This window comes from Nocardia sp. CC201C (genome assembly GCF_030010695.1).
Taxonomy (GTDB): domain Bacteria; phylum Actinomycetota; class Actinomycetes; order Mycobacteriales; family Mycobacteriaceae; genus Nocardia; species Nocardia otitidiscaviarum.
In genome coordinates, this window is the sequence record NZ_JASCXP010000089.1 from 1 (window position 1) to 20,829 (window position 20,829).

General features: G+C 70.8%; 20 protein-coding genes and 1 pseudogene. 11 read left to right on the plus strand and 10 right to left on the minus strand.

Annotation, left to right across the window (positions count from 1 at the left end; translation table 11 throughout):
* Both QK444_RS12295 and QK444_RS12300 read left to right on the plus strand, forming a co-directional pair.
* A pseudogene (locus QK444_RS12295) lies at positions 1-191 on the plus strand (4-hydroxyacetophenone monooxygenase); the annotation flags it as partial.
* Entirely contained in the window at positions 188-1,726 is a 1,539-nt protein-coding gene (locus tag QK444_RS12300) for an NAD(P)/FAD-dependent oxidoreductase (RefSeq protein ID WP_282779841.1), read from the plus strand. The pseudogene QK444_RS12295 and the gene QK444_RS12300, both read left to right, overlap by 4 nt.
* A gap of 25 nt (positions 1,727-1,751) precedes the next feature.
* Here the strand turns inward: QK444_RS12300 and QK444_RS12305 are convergent, their stop codons facing one another.
* The 3 genes from QK444_RS12305 to QK444_RS12315 all read right to left on the minus strand — a co-directional run bounded on the left by QK444_RS12305 (position 1,752) and on the right by QK444_RS12315 (position 6,394).
* Positions 1,752-2,516 (minus strand): SWIM zinc finger family protein, encoded by a 765-nt coding sequence (locus tag QK444_RS12305; protein ID WP_282779843.1) that lies wholly within the window; start codon positions 2,514-2,516, stop codon positions 1,752-1,754.
* Between the two features lie 70 nt (positions 2,517-2,586).
* Positions 2,587-5,835 carry a DEAD/DEAH box helicase gene (locus QK444_RS12310; RefSeq protein WP_282779845.1) on the minus strand — a complete coding sequence of 1,083 codons (3,249 nt, stop codon included), beginning with the start codon at positions 5,833-5,835 and terminating at the stop codon, positions 2,587-2,589.
* Positions 5,836-5,902: 67 nt separating this feature from the next.
* The gene (locus QK444_RS12315) at positions 5,903-6,394 is read right to left on the minus strand and encodes an FBP domain-containing protein (RefSeq protein WP_282779847.1); all 492 of its coding nucleotides are present in this window, start codon (positions 6,392-6,394) and stop codon (positions 5,903-5,905) included.
* A gap of 54 nt (positions 6,395-6,448) precedes the next feature.
* Here QK444_RS12315 and QK444_RS12320 point away from each other — a divergent pair, with 54 nt between their 5' ends.
* A complete protein-coding gene (locus tag QK444_RS12320) occupies positions 6,449-7,084 on the plus strand; it encodes a TetR/AcrR family transcriptional regulator (RefSeq protein WP_282779849.1) in 636 nt (211 codons plus the stop codon).
* A 126-nt stretch (positions 7,085-7,210) separates the two neighbouring features.
* Positions 7,211-7,873: an HAD-IA family hydrolase gene (locus tag QK444_RS12325; RefSeq protein WP_282779850.1), complete on the plus strand. Its 663-nt coding sequence runs from the start codon at positions 7,211-7,213 to the stop codon at positions 7,871-7,873.
* Between the two features lie 118 nt (positions 7,874-7,991).
* On the opposite strand, the gene QK444_RS12330 is transcribed toward QK444_RS12325, so the two are convergent.
* Positions 7,992-8,330 (minus strand): helix-turn-helix domain-containing protein, encoded by a 339-nt coding sequence (locus tag QK444_RS12330; protein ID WP_282779852.1) that lies wholly within the window; start codon positions 8,328-8,330, stop codon positions 7,992-7,994.
* 54 nt (positions 8,331-8,384) lie between these two features.
* On the opposite strand from QK444_RS12330, the gene QK444_RS12335 reads away from it, so the two are divergent.
* The 3 genes from QK444_RS12335 to QK444_RS12345 all read left to right on the plus strand — a co-directional run bounded on the left by QK444_RS12335 (position 8,385) and on the right by QK444_RS12345 (position 10,541).
* The gene (locus tag QK444_RS12335; protein WP_282779854.1) at positions 8,385-9,134 is read left to right on the plus strand and encodes an SDR family oxidoreductase; all 750 of its coding nucleotides are present in this window, start codon (positions 8,385-8,387) and stop codon (positions 9,132-9,134) included.
* A 183-nt stretch (positions 9,135-9,317) separates the two neighbouring features.
* Positions 9,318-9,680 carry a hypothetical protein gene (locus tag QK444_RS12340; RefSeq protein ID WP_029925743.1) on the plus strand — a complete coding sequence of 121 codons (363 nt, stop codon included), beginning with the start codon at positions 9,318-9,320 and terminating at the stop codon, positions 9,678-9,680.
* Positions 9,681-9,872: 192 nt separating this feature from the next.
* Positions 9,873-10,541, plus strand: a complete 669-nt coding sequence (locus tag QK444_RS12345) for an HNH endonuclease family protein (RefSeq protein ID WP_282779864.1) — start codon at positions 9,873-9,875, stop codon at positions 10,539-10,541.
* A 103-nt stretch (positions 10,542-10,644) separates the two neighbouring features.
* On the opposite strand, the gene QK444_RS12350 is transcribed toward QK444_RS12345, so the two are convergent.
* The 4 genes from QK444_RS12350 to QK444_RS12365 all read right to left on the minus strand — a co-directional run bounded on the left by QK444_RS12350 (position 10,645) and on the right by QK444_RS12365 (position 14,412).
* Positions 10,645-11,454, minus strand: a complete 810-nt coding sequence (locus tag QK444_RS12350) for a sulfurtransferase (RefSeq protein ID WP_282779865.1) — start codon at positions 11,452-11,454, stop codon at positions 10,645-10,647.
* 324 nt (positions 11,455-11,778) lie between these two features.
* Positions 11,779-12,981 carry a benzoate/H(+) symporter BenE family transporter gene (locus QK444_RS12355; protein ID WP_282779855.1) on the minus strand — a complete coding sequence of 401 codons (1,203 nt, stop codon included), beginning with the start codon at positions 12,979-12,981 and terminating at the stop codon, positions 11,779-11,781.
* Between the two features lie 86 nt (positions 12,982-13,067).
* On the minus strand, positions 13,068-13,874 hold the full coding sequence (locus tag QK444_RS12360; protein WP_282779856.1) for an SDR family oxidoreductase: 807 nt from the start codon (positions 13,872-13,874) through the stop codon (positions 13,068-13,070).
* Between the two features lie 19 nt (positions 13,875-13,893).
* A complete protein-coding gene (locus QK444_RS12365) occupies positions 13,894-14,412 on the minus strand; it encodes an Lrp/AsnC family transcriptional regulator (RefSeq protein ID WP_282779857.1) in 519 nt (172 codons plus the stop codon).
* A 180-nt stretch (positions 14,413-14,592) separates the two neighbouring features.
* On the opposite strand from QK444_RS12365, the gene pdhA reads away from it, so the two are divergent.
* The 3 genes from pdhA to QK444_RS12380 are packed head-to-tail and all read left to right on the plus strand — an operon-like array spanning position 14,593 to position 18,377.
* Complete coding sequence (pdhA, locus tag QK444_RS12370) at positions 14,593-15,672, plus strand: pyruvate dehydrogenase (acetyl-transferring) E1 component subunit alpha (RefSeq protein ID WP_282779858.1); 1,080 nt, start codon at positions 14,593-14,595, stop codon at positions 15,670-15,672.
* Positions 15,669-16,652, plus strand: a complete 984-nt coding sequence (locus QK444_RS12375; RefSeq protein ID WP_282779859.1) for an alpha-ketoacid dehydrogenase subunit beta — start codon at positions 15,669-15,671, stop codon at positions 16,650-16,652. Before pdhA ends, QK444_RS12375 begins: the two co-directional genes overlap by 4 nt.
* Positions 16,653-16,676: 24 nt before the next feature.
* Positions 16,677-18,377, plus strand: coding sequence for a dihydrolipoamide acetyltransferase family protein (locus tag QK444_RS12380; RefSeq protein ID WP_282779860.1), 1,701 nt, complete (start codon positions 16,677-16,679; stop codon positions 18,375-18,377).
* Between the two features lie 65 nt (positions 18,378-18,442).
* On the opposite strand, the gene QK444_RS12385 is transcribed toward QK444_RS12380, so the two are convergent.
* Both QK444_RS12385 and QK444_RS12390 read right to left on the minus strand, forming a co-directional pair.
* On the minus strand, positions 18,443-18,901 hold the full coding sequence (locus tag QK444_RS12385) for a thioesterase family protein (RefSeq protein ID WP_282779861.1): 459 nt from the start codon (positions 18,899-18,901) through the stop codon (positions 18,443-18,445).
* 104 nt (positions 18,902-19,005) lie between these two features.
* The gene (locus QK444_RS12390; RefSeq protein ID WP_282779862.1) at positions 19,006-19,965 is read right to left on the minus strand and encodes an AraC family transcriptional regulator; all 960 of its coding nucleotides are present in this window, start codon (positions 19,963-19,965) and stop codon (positions 19,006-19,008) included.
* 299 nt (positions 19,966-20,264) lie between these two features.
* On the opposite strand from QK444_RS12390, the gene QK444_RS12395 reads away from it, so the two are divergent.
* The coding region (locus tag QK444_RS12395; protein WP_282779863.1) for an MFS transporter at positions 20,265-20,829 on the plus strand (565 nt) is incomplete at its 3' end.

Here is a 20,829-nt window from a genome sequence, read left to right on the forward strand (position 1 = left end):
CCCGCCGCCAGCTCACCCCGGAATCACCCGCCCCGGTCACCTGGCACAGCCACTACTACCGGGCCCTGCACCGCCCCCATGTCCGGCTCATCACCTGGCCGATCGCCCGGCTCGCACCGCGCGGCATCCGCACCGTGGACGGCATCGAGCATCGGGTGGACTGCGTCATCTACGCCGAGGAGACCTCATGAACGCCAGCGTCGTCGACCACGAGATCGTCATCATCGGTGCCGGATTCTCCGGCATCGGCGTCGCGATCATGCTGCGCAAGCACCGCTTCGACGACTTCCTGATCGTCGACGAGGCCGACGGGGTGGGCGGCACCTGGCACTGGAATACCTACCCCGGTATCGCCGTGGACATTCCGTCGTTCAGCTACCAGTACTCGTTCGAACAGCAGCGCGGCTGGTCCCGGATCTACGCGCCCGGTCGGGAACTGAAGGCGTACGCCGAACACTGCGTCGGCAAGTACGGGCTGCGACCGCGAATCCGATTCGGCACCACCATCGCCCGCGCCGACTACGACGACGACCTGCACCTGTGGCGCTTGCGCACCGCCGCGGACGAGGAGATCACGGCACGCTACGTGGTCGGGGCCACCGGCGTGCTCACCCGGCCCAAACTGCCCGAAATCCCGGGGGTGGAACGGTATTCCGGGATCGTCATGCACACCGCGCGCTGGGATCACGGGCAGGATCTGCGCGGTAAACGCGTGGGCATCATCGGCACCGGGGCATCGGCGGTACAGATCATTCCGGAGATCGCCCCCGATGTGGCCCATCTGACCGTCTTCCAGCGCACGCCCATCTGGTGTCTGCCGCGACCGGACCGGGAGCTGCCCGGGGCGGTCCGCCTGCTCATGCGGCTGCCCGGGGGTCAGCTGCTCACCCGGCTCGCCAGTCAGACCTTCGTCGAACTGACCTTCCCGCTCAGCGCGCATTACTACGGTCTGCTGCCCATCGCCAAGGTGGGCGAGCGGGTCGGACTGGCCCACCTGCGCGATCAGGTACACGATCCCGAGGTGCGCGACAAGCTGACACCGCGCTACGCCCTCGGCTGCAAACGGCCCGGATTCTCCAACGACTACCTCGCCACCTTCAACCGATCGAACGTGCGGTTGGAGACCGATCCGATCGCCGAGGTCACCGAGACCGGACTGCGCACCGCCGACGGGAATCACCACCCGGTCGACGTGCTGATCATGGCGACCGGCTTCAAGGTCATGGAGTCGGGGAATATGCCGACCTTCGACCTGCACGGCAGCGGCGGCGCGCGGCTGGAGGACTGGTGGGACGACAATCGGCTGCAAGCCTACGAGGGCGTGAGCGTGCCCGGATTCCCGAACTTCTTCTCCATCATCGGGCCGTACGGGTACAACGGGTCGTCGTACTTCGCGCTCATCGAAATGCAGACCCGGCACATCCTGCGACTGCTGCGCAACGCGCGCGAGCGGCGGGCGACCCGGGTGGAGATCACGCCGGAGGCCAATGCGCGATTCTTCCGCGAGATGCTGAATCGCCGTGGCACCCAGGTGTTCTGGCAGGACAGCTGCGCACTGGCCAACAGCTACTACTTCGACAAGAACGGCGATGTGCCGCTCAAGCCGATGAGCACGGTGGAAGCGGCGTGGCGAGCCGGTCACTTCGATCTGGGCGACTACCGGTTCGACCGGCTCGCCGAGAACGCCGAACCGGAACGGCGGTCGCGGCGGGTCGCCGTGCGGTGAATAGGCGGCATCGCCGCGCGCGGCGTCAGCGCAGGGCGCGATAGAGCGCGCGGAGGTGACGCAGGCCCGTCTCCGCTGTGGGCTCGTCCTCCGCCGTCATCCGCAGGGCTCGGCGTAGTAGGGCCGGGTCGAGATCTTCGGGGGCCGGGTGGAAGTCGGGGCGCGGGAGCGCGGGGAGCGCGGACTCCTCGCCGTAGATATCCACCTGCTCCGGCGGGTTCGAATCACGCTGCACCGCGCCGATCAAGGTCTCCAGATCCACGCCGCGCAGGGTCAGCAGATCCTTCGGATGGTCGTCCAACCGCTCCGCCAGGATGTAGCAGACGGCGGCCACGTGTTTGCACGGCCACCCCGAGTCCGGACAGGAGCAGGCGAAGTCCAGTTCGCTGACGGTGGTCGGGAGGAGGAGCGAACCCAGTGCGGAAGGCAGTGTGCCCGAAGCGATCTCGGCAAGCATACCGGGCGTCTGCCGTACGGCGGCGACGAGCTCGTCCAGACGGTCGTCGCGCAGCTGACGCATGGTGAGGACGGCGGTGAACGGGCGCGGCTGACTGCCCTGCACCTCGGCGTGCACCGCGCCGGGCTCCAGGTGATAACTGACGACCTGCCCGGCGCGGGCATAGGTGCGGCCGCGGGTCAGCCGACCGCGATCGGCGACCTGCTCGACGGCCTCCAGGAAGGCGCGGCCCCAACGGGTCGTGGCGAAACCGCCGCGCTGGCTGCGGGATTCGACGCCGCCGCGCACCGGGCGGCGCTTGCCGAAGGTGCTGTAGTCGACGCGGTCGCTCACGCTGTGTCCTTTCGGGCGTGAGCGGCGCGCTGCGTGGTTACGCCGCGCCGCCGTCTCCGCGCTTGTCCGCTCACTCCCCCACCGCCTCGGAGCCGAGCGCGAACAGGTCGCGCAGTTCATCGTCGCTGAGCTCGGTGATCCAGTTCTCGCCCACGCCCACCGTGAGATCGGCGAGTTGGCGCTTGCCGGACAGCATGTCGTCGATCCGCTCCTCGATGGTGTCCACGCACACCAGCTTGCGGACCTGCACGTCGCGGCGCTGGCCGATGCGGAAGGCGCGGTCGGTGGCCTGGTTCTCCACCGCCGGATTCCACCAGCGGTCCAGGTGCACCACATGATTGGCGGCGGTGAGATTCAGTCCGGTGCCGCCCGCCTTGAGCGAGAGCAGCATGAGCGGCGGGCCGCCGGACTCCTGGAAACGGGTGACCATGGCGTCGCGACGCTGCTTCGGGACGCCGCCGTGCAGGAAGGGGACCTCCACGCCGAAGCGTTCGGTGAGGAAGGGGGCCACCAGTTCACCGAACTCGCGGAACTGGGTGAACAGCAGGGCGCGTTCACCGTCGGCGAGGACGGCCTCGAGCACGTCCTCGACCAGGGCCAGCTTCCCGGAGCGGTGCCGGCCGCGGCGCAGCACGCCGGAACCGTCGCCGAGGAAGTGCGCGGGATGGTTGCACACCTGCTTGAGCCGGGTCAGCGCGGCCAGCACCGCGCCCTTGCGGCCCATATCCTCCTTGGTCTTGGCGGCCTTCAGCTTCTGCGTCATATCGTCGAGCACGGCCTGGTAGAGGGCGGCCTGCTCGACGGTGAGGTTGGCCCGCACCGTCATCTCGATCTTCTCGGGGAGATCGGAGATCACCGCCGGATCGGTCTTGACCCGGCGCAGCACGAACGGGGAGGTGATGGCGCGCAGGCGGGCCACCGCGTTCTCGTCACGCTCGCGCTCGATGGGCACCGCGAAGCGGGCGTGGAAATCCGAGGGTTTGCCCAGCAGTTTCGGATTGGCGAAATCCAGAATGGAACGCAGTTCCTCCAGCCGGTTCTCCACCGGGGTTCCGGTGAGCGCCAGGCGATGCCGCGCCGGTATCGCGCGGGCGGCGCGCGCCTGCCGGGTCGCCGCGTTCTTGATGTGCTGCGCCTCGTCCAGCACCACCCGCTGCCACCCCTGCCGCTTCAACTCCTCCACATCGCGGGCCAGCAGCGCGTAGGTGGTGACGACCAGGTCCGAATCCGCCACGGCCGCATCGAATTCTGGTCCACTGCGCCGACCCGCACCGTGATGCACCAGCACCCGCAGCCCCGGCGCGAACCGCTCCGCCTCCCGCTGCCAGTTGCCGACCACGGACATGGGGCACACCAGCAGGGTGGGGGCGGGACCCGCGCCGAGGGCCGGGCTCGTCGCGGTGGTGACGGGCGCGGGATCACCGGCCGCCAGACCCGGCTCGGCACGCGGGGCCACCCGGTGCACGGGTTTCGGCCGGGCAGAAGAGGTTTCGCGTTCGTGCAGCAGCAGCGCCAGCACCTGGATGGTCTTGCCGAGGCCCATATCGTCGGCTAGGACAGCGCCGCAGCCGAGGCGGGACATGGTGGCGAGCCAGGTGAGCCCGCGCTGCTGGTACGGGCGCAGTTCGGCTTTCAGCCCGGCGGGCGGGTCGATCGGTTCGGTCGGATGGTCGGCGTCGAAAAGCTCTGCCGCCCAACCGGTCGCGGTAACGGAAGCCAGCGGGACGCGGGTCACCGGGTTGGCGGCGAGTTCGGCGAACAGGCCGCCGACGGTGGTGGGCGTGTCGTCGGCGCGACCCGAGACGTACTCCGCGGCGGCGGCCAGGACGCGGTGGTCGGCCTGCACCCACTGCCCGCGCAGCTGCACCAGATCCGACTTGGCCGCGATGACGCGCGCCATCTCGGCGGGCGTCAGCACAGTGTCGCCGAGCGCGAGTTCCCACCGGTAGGACACCAAACCCTGGAGCCCGACCGCTGTTTCGGTCGCGGCGGGGCTCTGCACCCGCAGCCGCAGGCTCGGCGTGGTGATCTTCCAGGCGCGCGGCAGCAGCAGCCGCACCCCGGCCGATTGCAGCGCCTGCGCCCCGTGCGCCACCAGATCCATCACGACCTCGGTCGGCAGCAGCAGATCCATACTGTGCGGGTCGCCGGGCAGATCGCGCAGCCGCGGATACGCCTGCTTGGCGGCGGCCAGCTTCTCCCCCGCCACCCGCACCGCCTGGGGGTCGCCCGGCAGCAGCACCGGCTGCGGAGCCTCCCCCTCGGTGTGCAGGCACACCTCCAGCCGCCACAGCACATCCGCCGCCTCGGCCTCCGCGTCGGGCGGTTCCAGCAGTCGCAGCACCAGCTCGGGTTCGTCGGCGGTCAGACTCGTCCGCCAGTCCTCCAGCACCGACGCCAGCCGATACGACCCGACCTCCAGCGGCCCGTCTCCCACCAGCGCGGCGAGCAGCGGATGGGGGCCCACCCGGGTGGCGTGCACCGGACGGTCGTCCGGCCCGAGGTAGCCCTCCTCGGCCGCCAGGCTGTCCCGCAATGCCGCGGTCAACGCTTCCGGATCGTCGGCCGCCGAGCCTGCGTTTCGCAGTGCCTCGGCCCGCCGAGCGCGACTCACGCGCGATCCGGCCCCCACCGCACGGGAGGTGTTCCGATCCGATTCACCGCCCGTGGGCGTGGCGGCGGCTCCGGCGGTGCGGACCGATCCGCCGATCACCGCGGTGCCGGTGGTCCCCACCGAGGGACGGATCGCATTACTCGGCGTGTCGGCCGAATCCCCGCCGGCCAGCCGCGATGGCGCCGCTGCCGCCAGTCGCAGCCGGGTTATCGGGTCGGCGAGTTCGCCGGTGAAGTCCTCCAGCAGCGCGGACGGCCGCCCCACGGTGCGCAGCGCGGCGGGCATGGCGACCGCCAGTTCCGCCAGCCATGCGCGCTGCCGCTGGCCGCCCAGCAGCCGCCAGCGCACCCACCAGTCGCCGTCGTCGCGGCGCACCTCGGGCACGACCCGACCGGCTCCCACCCAGCGGTCGATACCGCGTGCCACATGCGCGAGAAACCGTAGATCCCCCGCCACCCGCCGCGGTGGCAACTCCTGCAACAGCACCGGCGCCGCCGTCTCGGGAGCCAAGGCGTGCCCGCGCACCGTGACCAATTCCGGCCCGCCCGCACCCGGCACCAGCACCTCGGCCCGATGCCGGAACCGCGCCGTCCGCACGATCGACCCCAACGGATCCGGTAGTTCGCCCACGACCGCCCCGGCATCGGCGCCCGGCGGATGCCACAGCACCAGCCCGGACCCCGGTGACCACAGTCCGTGCAGCATCCGCCCATCAAATCAGCCGGGTCCGACAGGTCAACGTCCGGCCCGCGCCGACCGCCGGACGCCCCGGTCACCCCAGTACACGGGCGACGAATCCGTCGATACGCCGGACGAGGTGCGCGATGCGCGTCACGGTGGGCAATGCCTGTTCGGGTTGGTTGCCGCCGAGCGGTTTGCGACCGCGCACGTACAGCGAACAGCAGAAGTCGGCGCACACGTAGGTGCCTACGCTGTTGCCCGCCCTGCCCGCGGCGCCGGCCTTGCGCGCGGTGAACAGGTTGGTCCCGCCGACGCGGTGGACCGCGTGGCACAGCTCGCACATGCCCGTTCGCGGCCGGGAGCCGTCGGTGCTCGCCGCCCGCAGTTCGATGCCGACCAGCCGCCCGGCGTGCTCGGCGACCAGATAGGCGCGGCGGGGCGCACGCGAGTCGATCCAGCCGACGTAGTCCAGTTCCGGCCAGGGCAGGTCATCGAGGTCGCGGGGGAAGGTCATCGTTCGGACGCCGCTGCGGGAGCTGTTCACGAAACAGCGGGCGATGTCGTCTCTGGTGACGTCCTGCATTCCAATTCCTTCCACGATCGTTTCATGTAACGGTCGTAGTATAAACTGGCCCGCATGGGCCGCCCCAAAGACGCCGGACGACGGCGCGAACTCCTCGACGGATGCCGCGACTACGCGGACGAGCACGGGCTGTTCGGGCTCACGCTGCGCCCGCTGGCCGAGCACCTCGGGACCTCGACGCGCAATCTCCTGCACCATTTCGGCAGCCGGGAAGCCCTGATCACCGAGATCGTCGACCGCACCCTCGACGACTACCTGACGATCTCCCGGCAACTCCTGTCCCGCATCCGAGCGTTCTCCTCGGCTCTTCCCCCGACCGCCGAACATGTGGCCGACGTTGTCGCCGAGGGACTCGACTACGCCTGGAGCCAGGCCCACCTCCCGGAGGGCCGCCGCCGAACCGCCATGTTCTTCGAGATCTACGCGGCCGCGACCCGAGACCACGACCTGCGCCGCCGCTTCCTCGACCCGGTCGTCACCGAATGGCTGACCCCCCTGGCGGCGGCCATGGAAACCGCGGGCACCCCTCCCGAAACCGCCCGCTCCCTCGCCTCCCGCATCCTCGCGGTTCATCGCGGCCTACTCCTCGAATACCTGGCGCTGGGCGACAACCCGACGACCACGGCCGCCCACCGCGACGCCGTCCGAACCACCCGCGCCGCCATTCTCGCCGCCGTCGATCCGCGCTGAGCGAGACCGCGTTTCGGCGTGCCGATGACGATCGGCGGCCACCGTCGACGCGGCAGTTCCGCTGGCCTGACGTGTGCTTCCCCGAAACGCATTGCCCCGCATGGCAAGCGTGGTTATAACCAGTACATGACGGTCAACGCCACGCTCACCGCCCGCGCTCTCCTGTTGGACATGGACAGCACCCTCGTCAATTCCGAAGCAGTCGTGGAGCGATTGTGGGGAACCTGGGCCGCCACCCAGGGCCTGCCGATCGACGAGGTGCTGGCGGTGGCGCACGGACGGCAGGGGTGGGCGACGATGGCCGCGCTGCTGCCCGACCGGCCCATGGAGCTCAATCACGCCGACAATGCCCGCATGCTGCGGGAGGAGACCACCATCGTGGACGGCGTGGTGCCGGTCCCCGGCGCACCGGCCTTCCTGGCGGCCGTCGCGCACCTCCCGCACGCCCTGGTCACCTCGGCGGATGTCGCGCTCACCGAGGCGCGCATGGGTGCGGCCGGGCTGCCCGTACCGGCCGTCCGCATCACGGCCGAATCGGTCACGGTCAGCAAGCCCGATCCCGAGGGCTTCCTGAAGGCGGCCGCCGAACTGGGGCTGCCACCCGGGGACTGCCTGGTCTTCGAGGACTCCGGGGCGGGAATCGCCGCGGGCAAGGCGGCGGGCATGCGGGTCGTCGGAGTCGGAGCGCGCGCGGTCGCCCACGACCCGACCGCGCACGTCGCCGATCTGACCGGCGTCCGCGTCGAGGAGCGGGGCGACGGATTGATCGCCGTGCACATCCTCGGCTGAGCGCCGGTTCCGATCCGGTCCGCGCGAGGCGGGAGCCCGCTCCGGCGAGCCCGACGTGGCGGCCCTGTCCCGCGAACCCGACGTAGCGGCCCTGTCCCGCGAGCCCGACGTAGCGGCGCTATCCGGCGAGCCCGACGTGGCGGCCCACGTCGTCGGTCGTCGCGGCGTCCAGAATCGAGTCGAGCAGACCGGGGAACCGCTGATCGAGATCATCGCGGCGCAGCACCACGTAACAGCGGGTGCCCTCCTGCCGGGTCCGCGTGATCCCGGCATCGCGGAGCACCCGAAGGTGGTGGCTCAGTGTGGATTTGGCGACGGGGGCGCGCAGTTCGCCCCACCCGCGCTCGACGTCGTCGGCCAGCACGCGCACCAGGCCGACCCGGATCGGATCGCTCAGTGCCGCCAGCACGGCCGTCAGCTCGATATCGGAGGCCGACGGATGCTGTGGTTCGCGCATACCGCCCATGCTACTTTGTTCGACGTTCTACGAACATCGAACAAAGGATGCGATATGGGTAGCTTCGACGACCGCGTGGTGATCGTGACCGGAGCCGGAACCGGAATCGGACGGGCGGCCGCGATCGCGTACGCCCGGGCGGGCGCCACGGTGCTCGGCGTCGGCCGCAGGCGGGACGTGCTGGAGCGGACCGCGGCCGAACATCCGGCCATCGAGGTGATCGCCCACGATCTGCGGCGCGCGGAGGCCGCCACCGCGATCGTCGACACCGCCGTCGACCGGTGGGGACGGGTGGACGTGCTGGTCAACAATGCCGGTGCCACCGCGGCCATGCCGCTGGCCGAGGTGTCGGCCGCGCGCGTCGCGGATCTGTTCGCGCTCAACGTCACCGCCTCGAGCCTGCTCGCCGCCGCCGCGCTGCCGCAGCTGCGCGCGACCCGGGGCAGCATCGTCAATGTGTCGAGCACCTACGGACATCGGCCGATTCCGGGAGCCGCCCACTACGGCGCCAGCAAGGCCGCCCTCGAACAGCTCACCCGCAGCTGGGCGCTGGAGCTGGCGGGTGACGGCGTGCGGGTCAATGCCGTGGCCCCCGGTCCGACCGAGAGCGAGGCACTGACGGCGGCCGGGCTCGCCGACGAGGTGGTGGCCGCGATCAAGCGGGAGGAGACCGCCCGCATCCCGCTGCGCCGCCGCGGGGTACCGGCCGAGGTCGCGGCCTGGATGCTGCGGGTGAGCGAACCGACGGCCAGCTGGATCACCGGTCAGGTCATCACCGTGGACGGCGGTCTGGAACTCGTCTGAAACCCGGCGCGCCGAGGGGATACCAAACCGGGCGATTTTGGAACATACTGGGATATCCGCTGGTCACCGCGCGTGGACGGTGGCTGCTGCGCTTCAGCGGCGATCGAGCGGGACGCACCGGCGACAATCCATCGCGGCACCAGCCAGGGCCGCGACGACTCGATACCGAGGGAGGCCGTGAAGATGACGATTCTGCTCCAAGTGCTCGAGCAGAGCTTCACGCCCACAACGCCGTGGGAACGGCGGAAATTCACTTTCGTGGACACGACGAAGATCGTGGGGATGCGCCTGGACGGCCAATCGGGGGTGTGGCTGGATCTGTCCCGACCGGGGGAATCGCAGCGGTTGGCCCGCACGGCCGATCCGCGCGACGCCATCCAGTTCCTGCTCACCACCTTCGCCAAGATCGCCGAGTGCGAGGACCGCGGCGGATCGTGGCTGATCGGACACGATGGCGCGCGGTGCGAGACGATCGCGGCCACCCGCATGCCACCGCAGATGTCGGAGACGTCGGCCGACGATCTGCTGGCGCGAGCCTGGCTGTAGTCCCCCGCAACCGGTGCGAGAACACGGAACCGGTGCGAAGTCCTGGAAAACCCGCGTGGCGTGCGACTACACGGGTAGATGTGAGATGTGCGAATTCTGAGCGGGATTCGGCGGACGGCACGAGCGGCGGCCGTGGGGGTGCGGACCGGTGACACGGCCACGCTCGACCGGCGGTGCCGATGGCTCGCCGGACTGAGCGCGGTACTGATCGCGCTGAGCGGCTGCTCGGCGATCGGCCCGCGGGCCGGTCCGGCACCCGGCAGTCCCTCGCGCGCGCAGCTCGAGCAACTGCTCGACCACGTGCACGTGCTGCCGACTCGGCCGCGACCGGGTGGGTACGAACGCGGCTGCAAGGCCGGTCAGGGCTGCGTCTTCGGTCCGGCGTGGACCGACGACCACGACGCGCCCGGCGGTCACGACGGCTGCGACACCCGCAACAACGTGCTGGCCGGTCAGCTGACCGAGATCGGATTCCGCCCCGGCAGCACCTGCGTGGTGGTCTCGGGCATCCTCGACGACCCGTACACCGGCCGCCGCCTCACCTTCGAGAAGGCCGATGCCGGTACCGTCCAGATCGACCACGTCTACCCGCTGGCCGCCGCCTGGGATATGGGTGCCCACGGGTGGCCGCTGGACCGCCGCATCCGCTTCGCCAACGACCTCGACTTCAATCTCCTTGCCACCGAGGGCAAGACCAATCAGGACAAGGGCGACAGCACCCCTGCCGAATGGCTCCCACCCGCCGCCGCCAACCACTGCTTCTACGCGGCCAAGTACCTCACCACCGCCAGGCAGTACAACCTACCCATCACCACCGCGGACAAGGCGGTCCTGCGACGCGTCGCCACCGGGTGCCCCTGACCTGGTGGACGGGTGCGCCCGCTGAGCCCCGGCCCGGCCATCGTCGCAGGCGGCCGAACCGGCATCGCATCGAACCGATCCGGAACGCACCCGGGCGTACTGCTCAGGCGGTCGCCACCGGGCGTTTCGGGTCGTTGGACCACTGGGACCAGGAACCCGGGTAGAGGGCGGCGTCGATGCCGGCCACGGCGAGGGCGGCTACCTGGTGGGCGGCGGTGACGCCGGAGCCGCAGTAGACCGCCACCTTGCCGTCGCCGAGGGCGGTGAAGCGGGAGCGCAGTTCGGCGGCTGGTTTGAAATATCCTTCGGCGGTGAGGTTTTCGGCGGTGGGGGCGCTGTGCGCGCCGGGGATGTGGCCCGCGCGGGGGTCGACCGGTTCGGTGTCGCCGCGGTAGCGCTCGCCCGCGCGGGCATCGAGGAGCAGGCCGGGCCAGGCGGCGGCGGTGTCGGCGTCGATGGTGGCGAGGTGGCCGGGGGTGAGGACCACGTCGCCGGGGGCGGGGTCGGGTTCGGCACCCGTGGCGAGCGTGCCGCCCACGCGCTCCCAGGCGGGGAGACCGCCGTCGAGAATGCGGACATCGGGGACACCGGCCCAGCGCAGCAGCCACCAGGCGCGGGCCGCGGCCATCCCGCCGGTGGCGTCGTAGGCGATGACGGTGTCGCCGGTGCGCACACCCCAGCTGCGCGCGCACTTCTGCAACTGGGCGAGCTCCGGCAGCGGATGCCGACCGCGCGCCGGGGACGGCGGCGCGGCGAGTTCGGTCTCCAGGTCCACGAACACCGCGCCCGGAATGTGTCCGTCCAGATAGTGCTGCGGCCCGTCCGGATCCCCCAGCGCCCAGCGCACGTCCAACAGCCGCAACCGAGAATCCGCCTGCGACAACAACTCCCGCAGTTCCTCCGCCGAAATCAATACCGCGCTCAAGCCCACTCCTCGTCGCAGAATTCCAGCACGCACACCCGAATGCCCACCACCCTACGCAGCCCCGACCCGCCCGCGCAGCTGCCCGCCGATCGACCGGCACCACCGCGCCCTCTCGCACAGCGGCCCACCCACCTACCAGCACCACCGCGCCCACTCGCAGAGCGGTAGCGGTCAGTCGCACGACGACTCGCCCGACGACCGGTACCGCCATCGCGACCCGCGGCGCGGGCCGCGGTGGTCCGTGGCTTCCCGCAAGACCGACCGGTCCGCCACCCCGGCCAGAACCCGCCGCGCCGATCGGACCGGCCCCGTTCAGTCGGTCGGGCGGAGAAACCAGCGGACCACGAGCCCGGCGACCAGCGCCCAGAACGCCGCGCCGATACCGAGCAGCGAGATGCCGGAGGCCGCGACGAGGAAGGTCAGGGCGGCGGCGGGGCGGTGTTCGGCGGGGGCTAGGGCGGCGGTGAGAGCCGATGCCAGGGTGGCGATGAGAGCCAGGGCCGCAACGGTTTCCAGAACGCCGTCGGGGGCGGCGGCCACCAGGGCGACCAGGGCGGCGGAGACCAGCGCCAGCAGCAGGTAGGTGGCTCCGGCCGACGCCGCGGCGACCCAGCGGCGCTTGGGATCGGGATGGGCGGAGGGCGCCGCCGCCAGCGCCGCACTGATGGCGGCGAGATTGATGGCGTGCCCGCCCGCGGGTGCGCCCAGCATGGTGCCCAGCCCGGTCACGGTCATGGCCGGTCGCCACGGCACCCGGTAGCCGAAGGAACTCATGACCGCCGTGCCGGGTATGTTCTGGGCCGCCATGGTGACGATGTAGAGCGGCACGGCCAGACCGATCATCGCCTGCCAACTCCAGTGCGGCACGGTCGGTTCGAACCTGGGCACCATCGCCGACAGCTCGAGGCCGTGCCCCCGCACCGCGATCTCGATCCCCGCGCCTACCGCCGCCACCGCGAACGCCGCCAGCACCGCCCAGCGCGCGGCGTAGCGCTGCAGCACCAGCCACACCACGATCACCGGCACCACCACCGCCGGGCTGACCGTGAGCGCGTGCATGGGCGCGAGGCACAGTGGCAACAGCACACCCGCCAGCATGGCCTGGGCGATCTCCACCGGAATGGCCGCGATGAGCGCGCCGAGCCGCTGCCAGTATCCGGTCACCACGATGAGCGCACCGGTGATCACGAACGCGCCCACCGCCGCGGGCCAGCCGCCCGCCACCGCCCCGGTACTGGCCAGCAGCGCCGCCCCCGGCGTCGACCAGGCCAGCGTGATGGGCATCCGGTAGCGGCGGCTCAGGAACAAGATCCCGAGACCCTGCGTGATACAGACCGCCATCAGGCCGGAGGCGGCCTGCACCGAGGTCGCACCCACGGCGGTGAGGCCCGCCAGCACCACCGCGAACGAACTCGTGAATCCCACCAGCGCGGTGACGATCCCGGCCCCGATCGGCTGACCGAGGCCGACGGAGAGGTCCGGAGAGGTGTCGTTCTCCACTTCGGTGCTGCTCATCGGGTCATTTTGACCTCGGACCGGACCGCCGGTCTCCAGCCAATCCCCCGGAACTGGACTGAAATTCCGGAGCCGGTCGCGGCGGTTCAGCTCTCCAGCGAATGCTGGTAGCGCCGCATGCCCGCCAGCCAGCGGTCGTAGTCGGAGCCCTTGAATCGGTACATGTCGAGCACTTCGGGATGCGGCAGGATCAGGAAGCTCTCGGCGGCGACACCGGCGAGGATCGCATCGGCCACCTCGTCCGAGGACAGCACCTTGCCCGCCGTGACCACGGCCCGGATCGCCGTCTCCGCCGCGGCCGCCGCGTCGGCGCTCTCGGTGCCCGCCCGCAGCAGCGCGGTGTCCACACCCATGGGGCACACGCAACTCACGCGAATCCCACTGTCCCCGTAGGTAACCGACAACCATTCCGCGAACCCGACCGCGGCGTGCTTGGTCACCGCGTACGGGGCGGAACCGATCTGGGTGAGCAGCCCGGCCGCCGAGGCGGTGCAGACGAAGTAGCCGCCGCCCCGCTCCAGCCACCCCGGCACCAGCAGCCGCGCCGCCCGCACGTGCGCCAACACATTGACATCCAGCGCGGCCTCCCACTGCGCCTCGGCGCTATCCAGGCCGCGGCCGCCGAAAATGCCCGCGTTCGCGAAATACAGGTCCACCGGCCCGAATTCACGCTCGGCCCGGTCGATCAACTCACGGATCACCGCCTCGTCGGCGACGTCTCCCGCCACCGCGACCGCGGCCGCCCCCAGCGAATCGGCCACCTCCCGCACGGCCGCCTTGTCGATATCCGCCAGCACCACCCGCGCATGCGCGGCCACCAGCGTCGCGGCCAGTGCCGCCCCGATCCCCGATCCCGCACCCGTGACAATGGCTACCTTGCCCGAAACATCCATAAGGCACGGTATCCGGGACTCACTCGACGGCCCGGGCGGCCACCCCGTTCGCTCCGGCGAGCCGATCCAGCAGCGGGGTCGTGCGCGGACCCACCAGTTCCCGCATGACCAGGGCCATATTGGTGCGCTCGACACCCGGGATCTTCAGGATCTGCCCGGTGATGCGGTACAGGTCGTCGGCGTCGCGCGCCACCACCCGCACGGTCAGATCGGTCGGCCCGGTCATCCCGCACACCTCGGTGACCTCGGGGATCTCGGCGAGTTCGGCCACCACCGCATCGAGCCGATGCTGATCGACCACCACCGCGACGAAGGCCGCCAGCGGATAGCCCAGCGCCCGCGGGTCCACTCGCCGCTCGACGCTGGCCAGCAGCCCGGCCGCCTCCCAGCGGGCCAGTCTGGCCTGCACGGTATTGCGGGACAGGCCCAGACGCGCCGCCAGTTCGACACCGGTCGCGCGCGGGTTGGCGACCAGCTCCAGCAACATGCGCGCATCGGTGGCGTCGATTGCCCCGCCCACCGGCTCCCTACTGGACATAGGAATCAGTTTGCCATGAGCCCAGCCCGTTCTACCGAGCATTCTGCACAGTTGCCGCGCGTCGGCTTGCGCAGTTCGCCCCAGCGAGGAAGCTGTGTGATACAGGACACGTACACCTTCGCCCACCGGGACACAATCCCCCGGCGACCCGTGTACCGGTGCTTCGAGGAGGCGATACCCATGCCCGAGAAGACCACCTACCCGGTGCAGCTCGTACAGCCCGACGGCCGCCGCGTGCACGATCGCGTACACGCCCCGCTGATCGCCGATATCGACGGCGACACCCTGCGCGAGCTCTACACCGATATGGTGATCGCCCGCCGCATCGACGTGGAGGCCACCGCCTTGCAGCGGCAGGGCCAACTCGGACTGTGGCCGCCGCTGCTGGGCCAGGAGGCCGCCCAGATCGGTTCGGCGCACGCCCTGCACCCCGACGACTACGTGTTCTGCAGCTACCGCGAGGCGGGCGTCGCCCACGTGCGCGGCGTGCCGCCGGAACAGCAGACCCGGCTCTGGCGCGGAGTCGCGCACTCCTGCTGGGACGCCGACGCGGTCAAGATGACCAACCCCGCCATCGTGGTGGGCGCGCAGGGCCTGCACGCCACCGGCTACGCCTACGCGGCGCAGCTGGAGGGGGCGGAGATCGCCACCATCGCCTACTTCGGCGACGGCGCGACCAGTCAGGGCGATATCGCCGAGGCGCTCGGCTTCGCGGCGAGCTGGGGTGCGCCGGTGGTGTTCTTCTGCCAGAACAACCACTGGGCCATCAGCGCGCCGGTGCGGGTGCAGAGCGCCACGCCGCTCGCCGCCCGCGCCATCGGCTACGGTATTCCGGGCGTGCAGGTGGACGGTAACGACGTGCTCGCCGTGCTGGCGGTGACCCGCCAGGCCATCGACCATGCCAGAGCGGGCGGCGGCCCCTCCTTCATCGAGGCCATCACCTATCGGATGGGGCCGCACACCACGGCCGACGATCCGACCCGCTACCGCACCTCGGCGGAACTCGAACTGTGGCAGCGCCGCGACCCCATCGACCGGTTGCGGCGGCTGCTGGAGCGGGAAGGGCTGTGGGACAGCGACTTCGAACAGCAGGTGGGCGCGCGGGCCGACGACGTGGCCGGGCGGCTGCGCTCGGCCACCCTCGCCATGCCCGACCCCGAACCCGAGGAGCTGTTCGAGCACGTCTACGCCACCCCGCATCCGCTGATCGAGCAAGAACGCCGCGAGTACCTCGCCTACCTGGAGGGAGCCCGGTCATGAAGACGACATTCGCCGGAGCCATCAATGTCGGCCTGCGCCGGGCGCTCGAGGACGACCCCCGGGTGGTGCTGATGGGTGAGGACATCGGCCGCCTCGGCGGAGTCTTCCGGGTCACCGACGCCTTGCAGAAGGATTTCGGGAACAACCGGGTGATCGACACACCGCTGGCCGAATCCGGGATCGTCGGAACGGCTTTCGGCATGGCGCTGCGCGGGCTGCGGCCGGTGTGCGAGATCCAGTTCGACGGATTCGTGTACCCGGCCTTCGACCAGATCGTGTGCCAGGTGGCCAAGATCCACTACCGGACCAAGGGAAAGGTGTTGGCTCCCATAACCATTCGCATTCCCTACGGCGGCGGCATCGGGTCGGTGGAGCATCATTCGGAGTCGCCGGAGGCGTATTTCGCGCATACCGCGGGGCTGCGGGTGGTGTCGCCGAGCACTCCGGCCGACGCGTATCTCATGATCCGGCAGGCGATCTCGCTGGACGACCCGGTCATCTTCTTCGAGCCCAAACGGCGGTACTGGGACAAGGCCGACGTGGACTTCGACCGACTGGACGGCGGCGAGGGGCTGCCGCTGGACCGGGCCCGGGTGTGCGTCACCGGTAGCGACGCCACCGTGGTGGCCTACGGCGGCACCGTGGCCACCGCACTGGCGGCGGCGAAGATCGCCGATACGGAGGGCCATTCGCTGGAGGTGATCGACCTGCGCAGCCTGTCGCCCATCGACTTCGACACCGTGGCGGAGTCGGTACGCAAGACCGGGCGGCTGGTGGTGGTGCACGAGGCCCCGGTATCCGGCGGGCTGGGCGCGGAAATCGCCGCCCGGATCACCGAACGGTGCTTCTATCATCTGGAGGCTCCGGTGCTGCGGGTCGGCGGCTTCGACATCCCCTATCCCCCCGCTAAGCTCGAACGGCACCACCTGCCCGACCCCGACCGCGTCCTGGCCGCGGTCGACCGCACGCTAGCCGCCTGACCGTACTGCCACGGAGGTTGCCCGGTGGAAGATCAGCAGGTTCTAGAGTTCCGACTGCCCGACCTCGGTGAGGGACTGGCCGACGCCGAACTGGTGTCGTGGGCGGTGGCGGTCGGCGACCGCGTGGAACTGAACCAGACCATCGCCGAGGTGGAGACGGCCAAGGCGCAGGTGGCGCTGCCCTGCCCCTACGCGGGCACGGTACTCGAACTGCTCGCCGAGCCCGGGGATACGGTGCCGGTGGGCGCACCCCTGATCCGCATCGCCGGGGTGGACGCCGCGCCGGAGCGGCAGTCGGTACTGGTGGGCTACGGCCCCGACAGCGAACCGCAATCCCGCCGCGCCCGCGCCGCGGCGGCGAAAGTCGCTGCGGCCGAGCGTGCTTCGAGTGCCAACGGCAACGTCGCGACGACACCGGGAACGGATGTCGCCGAGACCGATCCGGCGGCGACCGAGCCGCATGCCCCCGAAGGCTGGTCACCGACCGGTGCCGGCGAGGAGTCCGAAGCCACCCGTGAGGCGGCCGCCGGGAGCACTCGGGGCCCGGACGTCGGGATCACCGGTACCGCGCACACCGGAGCCACGGACGCCCGGCCCATCCGCGACACGGGCGTCGGAGCCACCCGCGACGCGGCCGGGGACGGCGCGATCGGAAGCGCGACGGCGCGCGGGCTCGGGGACGCGCGGGACGGTACCGAGGGGCTGGGGCGGGAGCGAACCGGGGCGGCGGGGCGGCCCGCCGCGATACCGGCGGCGCGAAAGTTGGCTCGGGAGTTGGGGATCGATCTTGCAGCGGTGACGGGGACCGGGCCCGACGGGGCCATCATGGTAGCCGATGTACAGCGAGCGCGGGAGGCGGCGTCGACACCGGATGGTGCGGCCACCTCCGGGAACGCACCCGACCGCACGGCAGGCCGGGGCGGGGTGGCGAGGCGCGCTGACGACGGTGGGCAGCTGCCGATTCACATCGCGCCGCCGGTGCCGTCCATGCGGCCGGAGTCCGCGGTGCGTCCGGTGCCCGCCGAGCGGGAAACCCGCACGCCCGTGAGCGGAATTCGCAAGCGCACGGCTGCGGCGATGGTGGCCAGCGCGCGGGACATCCCGCAGGCCAGTACCTTCGTCACCACGGATTTCACCGGGTCCATGGAGCTGCTGGACCACCTGCGTGGCACGCCGAGCTTCGCGGGTCTCTCGCTGACACCGCTGGCGCTGGTCGCCAAGGCCACGCTGGTCGCGCTGAGCGAATTCCCGGAACTCAATGCCGTGTGGGACGAGGCGAATCAGGAGATCGTCACCAAACACTATGTGAATCTGGGTATCGCGGTCGCCACCGAGCGTGGGCTGCTGGTGCCGAATCTCGCGGAGGCGCAGGCATTGAGCCTGCGGGATCTGTGCGGGGAGATCGGCCGTCTGGCCGAGGCCGCGCGATCCGGGACGGCGACCCTGCACGAGCTGACCGGCGGCACCTTCACCATCACCAATGTGGGCGTCTTCGGCGTGGATACCGGTGTGCCCCTGGTGAATCCGGGCGAGGCGGCGATCCTGTGCCTGGGCTCCATCCGGAAGCGGCCGTGGGTGCACCGCGACGAGATCGCGGTGCGCTGGGTGACCACGCTCGGCCTGAGCTTCGATCACCGGCTGGTGGACGGCGAGCAGGCGGCGCGCTTCCTGGCGAGTGTGGCCGCGCTGGTGGAGGATCCGCTCACCCTGCTCGGTCGGGTCTGACCCGCCGAGATCGACCGGGTCGCCGGATCGCGGTGGCGGAAGCGCATCCCGCCACCGCGCGGGCATCAGGCGTCGGCCGCCTCCGATTCCAGGATCTCGCTGACCACCAGGGGTTCGGCGGCCGCGCGGATGATGGCGGGGATCTCGATCGGCTGCCGGGTCACCTCGTCCACGTAGACGTGCACGAATGTGCCGGTGGCGGCGAGCTTGAGCGTATCCCCTGCCTCACGGAAGATGGCGAGTTCGTAGCTGATGCTGGAATTCCCGAGTCGGGCGATGCGGATGCCGACCTGCAACTGATCCGGAAAGCTCAGGGAGCCCAGGAATTTGCACGAGGTCTGCGCCACGATGCCGATGGCGGGTAGGTCCCGCGTATCGGTGCCGGTGGCGTGCATCAGCCACGCGTTCACCGCGGTGTCGAAGTACGAGTAGTAGGTCACGTTGTTGACGTGGCCGTAATGGTCGTTGTCCGCCCAGCGGGTCGGAACCGGCCACAGCACCGGGTAATCCTGCTCCGAAGTCACCTCGCTGACGATAGTGGCAGGGTGCGCGGCGGGCGCGCGGGTGCTCGATTCGACGACGGTCCGTGCGGGGATCGGGTGCGCACCCGAACGACCGCACCGCCGCGTCAGGCCGTGCGCTCCCGCGCCGCCGCGTCGCGATGGTCGCGCGGGCTCACGCCGAAATGCCGCTTGAACGCCGTGCTCAACGCGAACGCGCTGCCGTAGCCGACCCGGCGGGCGATGGTCTCGAGCGTGGCATCGGATTCGTGCAGCAGATCAGCGGCCAGCGCCAGCCGCCACTCGGTGAGGAACGCCATCGGGGGTTCGCCGACCAACTCGGTGAACCGGCGGGCCAGAGCGGCGCGGGAGGCGCCCACCTCACCCGCCAACGCCGCCACCGTCCACGGGTGCGCCGGATTGTGCTGCATGAGGCGCAGCGCCTTGCCCACCAGCGGATCGGCGTAGGCGTGGTACCAGGCGGGGGCATCGGAGCGGGCGAACCAGGCGCGCAGCGCGGCGATGGTCAGCAGGTCGAGCAGGCGGTCGAGCATGGCACCCTGAGCGGGCAGATCCTTGGCGGCCTCGTCGACCAGCAGATCCAGCACGCGCGAGTCGAATTCGCCGCGGCCGAGCACGACCATGGGCGGCAGGGCGCGCAGCAGCCTGCGACCGGTCGCGGACTCCTGCTCGTAGGTGCCGGTGACCAGCACGGTCTCGGCGTCGACCGCGGTGCCCCAGCTGCGCACGCCCAGGCTCATCGTCTCGCACAGCACCTCACCGTCGGGGGTGGTGGTGATCTGCCCGGGATGGATGATCACCTGCGGCGCGGTGCCGGGATCGTCGGCGACCGTGTAGTGGTCGGGGCCGCGGAAGACGGCCACGTCGCCGGTGCGCAGGGGGCGCGGCGCGACCGGTTTGCCGCCCCCGGCGTCGGGCACGATCCACCCGCCACCCCGCACCACCGCCACCACGGTCAGCGGCGCTCCGTCTTCGATGCGCAGCGACCAGGGCGGATCGAACGAGGACCGCATGACGAACGCGCCACGCGCGCGGGGTCCCTCGAGCAGGCTGGCCAACGCGTCCACAGTCAAGACAATGGCAAATGCGCGGGCGCTTCTCAACCATGTATTCGTCCACCGATTCCGGGTGTACTCGATATGGGCGACGCGATGGCACCCTCCGGCCGCACCGGCACCGGTGGGACGGGCCACCGGATGGCTGCGGTGGCGGCGGTCGCGGTCGCCGAACTTGTCGGTACCCCCGAATAGAATCAAGGACGAACAGGTCGAAACGCACAGTAGTTCGGAGCCCCGTCCCGAGCGTCGACGATGCCGCGAAAGACGGGGGTTACGAGGAGCTTCCGCTGACCGGTAGCGTCGGACCGATGGTCGCTCCGACGTCCGCTCCTCGGCTCCGCGCGGCACGCACCGCGGTGTTCGCGGTGTTCGGCCTGAACGGGTTGGTGTCCGCCCTGTGGTTCGTGCACATTCCGGCCGTGACGGAGCGGACCGGGGTGTCGCATTCCACCCTGGGCATGCTGATCCTGCTCATGTCGGGCAGTGCCATCGGCAGTATGCAGGCCGCCGGTGCGCTCACCGACCGGTTCGGCAGCCGCGCGGTCACCGCCGTAGCCGCCGCCCTCACCGCCGTGGCGATCATCGGCCCCGCTTTCGCCACCGGCCCGATCACCCTCGCGGCGGCGCTGGTCGGCTACGGCATCGGCTTCGGCGCACTCGACGTCGCCATGAACGCCCATGCGGTGCAGGTGGAATCGGGCTACGGCCGTCCCATCATGTCGGCCTTCCACGCCCTGTTCTCCGGCGGTTCGCTGGCGGGCGCGCTGGCCGGGGCGGCCGCCCAGCGCGCCGGGGCCGATATCAGGCTGACCATGATCGTGACCGCCGCCGTGGGACTGGCCGTGGTCGCCCTCGCCGCGCCGAATCTGCTGC

Excerpts from the sequence above, each read along its gene's own strand:
- pdhA (WP_282779858.1), top strand. The coding sequence starts at position 14,593 with ATGCCCGAGAAGACCACCTACCCGGTGCAGCTCGTACAGCCCGACGGC.
- QK444_RS12365 (WP_282779857.1), bottom strand. The coding sequence starts at position 14,412 with ATGTCCAGTAGGGAGCCGGTGGGCGGGGCAATCGACGCCACCGATGCG.
- QK444_RS12315 (WP_282779847.1), bottom strand. The coding sequence starts at position 6,394 with ATGCAGGACGTCACCAGAGACGACATCGCCCGCTGTTTCGTGAACAGC.
- QK444_RS12355 (WP_282779855.1), bottom strand. The coding sequence starts at position 12,981 with ATGAGCAGCACCGAAGTGGAGAACGACACCTCTCCGGACCTCTCCGTC.
- QK444_RS12330 (WP_282779852.1), bottom strand. The coding sequence starts at position 8,330 with ATGCGCGAACCACAGCATCCGTCGGCCTCCGATATCGAGCTGACGGCC.
- QK444_RS12310 (WP_282779845.1), bottom strand. The coding sequence starts at position 5,835 with ATGCTGCACGGACTGTGGTCACCGGGGTCCGGGCTGGTGCTGTGGCAT.
- QK444_RS12360 (WP_282779856.1), bottom strand. The coding sequence starts at position 13,874 with ATGGATGTTTCGGGCAAGGTAGCCATTGTCACGGGTGCGGGATCGGGG.
- QK444_RS12335 (WP_282779854.1), top strand. The coding sequence starts at position 8,385 with ATGGGTAGCTTCGACGACCGCGTGGTGATCGTGACCGGAGCCGGAACC.
- QK444_RS12375 (WP_282779859.1), top strand. The coding sequence starts at position 15,669 with ATGAAGACGACATTCGCCGGAGCCATCAATGTCGGCCTGCGCCGGGCG.
- QK444_RS12320 (WP_282779849.1), top strand. The coding sequence starts at position 6,449 with ATGGGCCGCCCCAAAGACGCCGGACGACGGCGCGAACTCCTCGACGGA.
- QK444_RS12300 (WP_282779841.1), top strand. The coding sequence starts at position 188 with ATGAACGCCAGCGTCGTCGACCACGAGATCGTCATCATCGGTGCCGGA.
- QK444_RS12325 (WP_282779850.1), top strand. The coding sequence starts at position 7,211 with ATGACGGTCAACGCCACGCTCACCGCCCGCGCTCTCCTGTTGGACATG.
- QK444_RS12340 (WP_029925743.1), top strand. The coding sequence starts at position 9,318 with ATGACGATTCTGCTCCAAGTGCTCGAGCAGAGCTTCACGCCCACAACG.